Annotated in this window: 2 protein-coding genes; both read right to left on the bottom strand. The window is 44.1% G+C overall.

The genetic code is table 11. The annotated features are described in order from the left end of the window. Positions 1 to 4,156 (bottom strand): S6 family peptidase (locus MOB01S_RS11685; RefSeq protein WP_066805697.1); only part of this gene is annotated, 4,156 nt, incomplete at its 3' end. 137 nt (positions 4,157 to 4,293) lie between these two features. Next, on the bottom strand, positions 4,294 to 5,076 hold the full coding sequence (locus MOB01S_RS11680; protein WP_066805694.1) for a TatD family hydrolase: 783 nt from the start codon (positions 5,074 to 5,076) through the stop codon (positions 4,294 to 4,296). Positions 5,077 to 5,501: the final 425 nt, after the last annotated feature.

Raw genomic sequence — 5,501 nt, 5'->3', positions numbered from 1 at the left:
CTTTGTCTTCTTCGGCTTTTAATTTATCCGCCTGTGCTTGTTTTACCAATTCGGCTTGTTTTTTTGCTTCATCTTCTGCCAATTTCTGTGCATTTTGGGCATCTTGCAAGGCTTGGGCTTGATTGGCTTGAATGCGTTGCAAATCTTGTTGAATTTTTTCGGCATTTTGGCGTGCCAATTCCGCCTCTTGCTGTTTTTGCTCGGCATTGGCTTTATCGGCATTGGCTTGGCTTAACTGAACCTGTGCTTGGTTAAGCTGTTGTGTCAGCGATTGTGTGTTCTGCTCGGCTTGTGTGGCTTTGGCGTTGGCTTCGTCTTTCAAACGATTGGCAAGCAGCAAATCCGCATTGGCTTGATTAAGCTGTTGTTCTGCCTGAATTTTTAAAGTTTCAGCGTGGTTTTGAGCCTGTTTTGCCAAATCTTCGGCAATCAGGGCATCGGTCAAGGCTTTTTGTTTGTCGCTTAACTGTTGATTGAGCAAATCCAAACGCTCACGCAATTGGGTCATATTTTGCTGTTGGGCGGTTTGTGTGTCGTTTAATTGCCCAAGTTGTTGTTCCAACTCTTGTTTTTGGCGATTGATGTTGGCTAACTCGGTTTGAACTTGTTGTTTTTCGCTTTCGGCTTGCTTTTGTGCGTCTAGGGCATTTTGCAAGGCGGTTTGGGCTTGGGTGCGAGCCGTATCCGCTTGATTTTTATCATCAATGGCTTTTTGCAAATCGCTTTGAGCCTGATTTTTGGCTTGTTCGGCTTGATTTTTGTCAAGCATTGCCTGTGTTAATTGATTTTCAAGTTCTTTTTTGGTGTCCAAGGCTGCCTGTAAATTTTGCTGTGCCAAGGCTTTTTCGCCATCAGCTTGATTTTTCGCCGTTTGTGCATCGCTTAATTGCTGACGAATGTTTGCCAATTCATTTTCGGCTTTTTCTTTTTCGGCACGGGCTTGCTGTGCCAATTTTTTGGCATCATCGGCTTGTTGTTGCAAGATTGCCAAATCGTTGGCATTCGCCCCTATGTTGGCTTGCAATTGTTTTAATGCCTCTTCGGCTTGCTTGCGGGCTTCTATGGCGTCCAATAAATCCTGTTTGGCTTTTTGGGCATCGGCTTCGGCTTTTTTGGCATCAGCCTCTTTTTTGGCTTGGATTTCGCCCGATTTTTTTTCATTAAACAAATAATAGCGATGTGTGGGGTCATTTTTTAAGGTATAACGCCACGCACCAGCGTCCACAAAGCCATTTTTTAATTGAAAATCAACATCTTCTTGGCGTTGTCCACCGTGTTTTAATGCCACCAAATCCAGCTCGGCAACCTGAGCCTCCGCCCCTGTGTTTTGCACCGACAAGGTGTGCGAACCTGTGGCATAGCCGTGTACCGTCAAGGTGTCGGCTTTGCCTTGTGCCAAATCGGTCAAATGATTAAATTGGATGTTGCCAGATAAATCGCCATTTAAAATCAGTTGTTTAAATTCACTTGGCGTGCTGGGTGTTGGGCTGGCATTGAGCGTAATTTGGCTGCCTGATTTGCCGTCCAAATGCCCAATTTGCGTGCTGTTTGGCATTTGCCAATGGCTGTTTTCGTGCAAGACCATTTGACTTTTTCGGCTGCCTGAAACGCTTACCGTCAAAGGCGTTTGCGTATTATTCAAATGCAGTTGGCTTTGGTCGTGCAAAACAATGCCTGTGGGTATGTCAGCGTTGTTTTTTAAGGTAATTTTGGCTTGTTGATGGGCATTCATCGCCCCCAAAATTTGGGCATTATGCACACTGGCGTGGGCGTTGTCGGTTACTTTCACATCGCCAGCCACTTTCAATTTCACCTGATTGACCTCGGCAACCGCCGACTTATCACAATACACTTTTCCAGTATAATCAGAACGATAGCAATTTTCCGTTTCGCCACTCACCGCTCCCAATTGCACCACCGCATTTTGGCTAGCCAGCACATTACCCGACATTTGGGCAACATTGCGACTGGTGGCAAGCGTGGCATTGTTTTTAATTTCAAATGTTTTGGCGATAAATTGGCGATTTATCCATTCATCGTCCAATACAACATCTTGTTTTTTCTGATGATTATAAGCGTGTGGCACAGGCGTTCCAGACAGCAACACCTTACCATTTTCCACACTCACATTGCCATTTAAATGCACATCGCCCGACAACACAAACACGCCCGTATCGTGGTTGGGACGGTACACAAAATCCATTTCGCCATTGGTAAGTTGTGGATTTTGTGTGGTATTTTCGCCAAGCTGCCCCTGATAAATGTGATTGGCAAGATTGGCACGGCGTTTGTTTTCGCGTTCCGTATAGATTCTAATCGCCTCATCACGGTTGCCTGCAATAAATTCCCACGCGCCCGTGCTTGCCCCCTTACTATTGGGCAAAAATGCAGACGGCACCGCCCCTTCTTTCAACAAATAATAATCAATATGCCCATCTGGATAAGTGTTTTTGTACAAACCAATCGGCTGATGAGTTGGGCTGCGATTGGTTTCAAACACCACTTGGCTTGGGTCGGTAATCATCGGCAAAGTCAGCGAAGGGGTCAGCAACACAGTCGCTTTTTGATTGGCATTGTGATTGACGATTTTACCACCAGCGTCCACATTTCTGATTTGATTAAAATGAATGTCGTTGCCATTCAAATCCAATCGCCCACCACGGTAGCCAAACACGATTTTGTCGGGATTGACTTGCTGACTGTCGCCCAGCACCACCGTACCACGACCACTGGTAATATGCACTTGATTAAATGCCTGTTTTTTGCCCGATGAATCCGCCTTTTGATTGAGCAACACCGTGCCATCGCCCACACTGATGTCGCCCAAATTTTCGCCAGAACCCGATACATTAAGCGTTCCTTGCCCAATTTTGGACAAACGGTCGCCTTGTGGATTATGCACTTGCCAATCCACCGTTTTATCTTGGGCAACATTCACGCCAGCCCCCAGCCAAGTGGCATTGTGGCGTGAACCGATGACCGTCATATTATTGTGAAAATGCAACGCCCCAGCCCCTTGATGAATGTCGCCACCCAAACGCAAAGTTGCCGATTCGCCTGTAAAATGAATGCTTTGTCCGTGATTTAAATCAGGGTGAGAACGCACATCATTGGGATTGGCTAAACTTTCATCACGCAAATTGACCGTTTGACGCAAATTCGTGTCGTGTGGACTGGTAATGGTGGAAGTTTTGCCATTGGCAAGCCAGTTAATGCGTGCATCTTTGACTTTATTGTCAATGGTGATGTGGTCTTCTTTGATTTTTTCATCAATAAAATCATTTTGATGTAACACCACCCAGTTGCCATTGGCACGGTTGCCAGCACGATGAACGGCAATGGCAACCCATTGTTGTTGTTCGGCATCGTAAGCCAAAACTGGCGAACCGCTATCGCCCCCCACCGTAATGGTTGGCAAAGGTCCATAACTGCTGGTATTGACCGCATCTTGGCGATTGGGCGAACCGATGTGCAGCACGCCATTGTTTTGCACATTGATGCCATTCATAATATTGCCGCCAATCAAATAGGCGTAAGGGTCTGCCAAATGCGTGTCATCGCCTTCGCTGGGGCGAAGCCAATGTGCGCCTGCCCCGTTGCGAACAATATGCGGAAAGCGTTTGCGGTCTTGCAACACTTTCCAATCATCAACACGCAACACGGGAATGGTGGCGGTTTCGGTAACCAATTTGTGCAAACGGGGAATGTGGTAATCGTCTCGGTCGGTTTCTTTGCCGTTGTCGCCACTGGCGGGTTTGTTGTTTCTGTCCACCAGCAAATAATTGAAATTGGCTTCTGGGTGGCGATTGAGCTGGGTTTCGCCAAATTGTACCAATGTGTAACCTGAATTGTGTTTGACGCTGGCAATGTATTGTGGGTCTATCAAATGTGCCACGCCGTTGTTGCTGGAAGTCATTGACCAATCGGGCATGGGCGTGCCATCGGCAAACAATGTGCCACGAGAAACGCCTTTTTTATCAATCACTTCAATATTGCTTGCTCCCACCGCAAATTTGCCTTTGTTTTCGGCAAAATCCCTAAAATATTGGTAATCTATGGTGTCGGTTACGGTGGCGGCCTGACCTGCCGAAGCCATTACAGAAATTAAAGAGGCAATCGCAGTGCGTTGAAAAATAGGTTTTTTGTGATTAGACATTATGGTTACTCATTAAATTTTTGTGTATTTTAAATCAACACAATCTTATCTTTGATTTGATAATGTTCAACATTTCATTGAGTCAATATGATTGGACAAACCACCGTATTGATATTAGGTTATTTTCATAACAACACTTAACACGGTGCATATTGACCAAGCAAAGTATCAAAATTGGTACTGGTTATTTGCCCAATTTCCTGTGCTGATTTGCCAAAAATATCCGCCAAAGCCTTAGCAACATAAGGCACATAGGAGGGTTCATTGACTTTGCCACGCTTTGGCACAGGGGCAAGATAGGGGCTGTCGGTTTCAATGAGAATACGGTCAAGGGGCAATTTTTTGGCAACCTCTTGCAGTTCCACCGACTTTTTAAAACTGACAATGCCAGAAAAGGAAATATAAAGCCCCATATCAAGGCAAGTTTTGGCAAACTGGTAATCTTCGGTAAAACAGTGGATAATGCCGTGTTCGCATTTTTCTGCTTTTAGTAGGTCAAGCGTGTCGTGATAGGCGTTTCGGGTATGGACGATGATGGGTTTTTTGAGCATTTTACTTGCGTGAATATGAGTGGCAAAGCTGTGTTTTTGTTCACGCTTTTTGCTCTCGTCCCAATGATAGTCTAAGCCTGTCTCGCCCAATGCCCAAACCTTATCATCATTTAGGCGAATAAAATCATCAACGCTAACCGCCTGTAATACCGTCTTTTCTTGGCAAGGGTGTAAGCCAATGCTCATACCGATGTTAATGTCGTTATTGGATAAATTAACCCAATCTTTAATATCAAAAATTTCATCAAAATTGCAACAAATTGCCATAATACGGCTCACTTGCATTTGTTTCAGGTTGGCAAGCAAGGCGGATTTGTTGTGTTGGTAGTCTTCTAGGTAAGTTAAATGGGCGTGTGTGTCTGTGAACATATCTTATAACTATTTGATAATTAAGGTTTTATTTTTGATTGAATTTTGAGAGATACAAATAGAGATACAAATAACACAAAACCCACTCCATTTGCCCAAAATCAGATAAGCTCATTATACCATATTTTGCCCAAACACAATATCACAGCCCTTCATTACTCCCAACCTGCAACACCAACAACACCTGTGGGTGTTTGATGGTAATTTTAAGTAGGGTTGTCTTACATTTTGCCAAACTTGGGATTTTTGTAAAAAACCATCAATTGTAATTCTGTTCCCATCATTCCAATCATTTAACATACTATTAGAAAGTACTAGTATTTCTTTGTATTGGGCTTTATTGGTAAAAATTCCCTATTTTGCTCATCTGACAAATCATAAGCAAAACCATTATAATGGAAAACTGGTGTTATTTTATCTAAAAT

Source organism: Moraxella oblonga NBRC 102422 (assembly GCF_001598275.1).
GTDB lineage: Bacteria > Pseudomonadota > Gammaproteobacteria > Pseudomonadales > Moraxellaceae > Moraxella > Moraxella oblonga.
The sequence above is the reverse complement of the archived record's forward strand: the minus strand, read 5'-3'. Positions and strand labels throughout refer to the sequence as shown.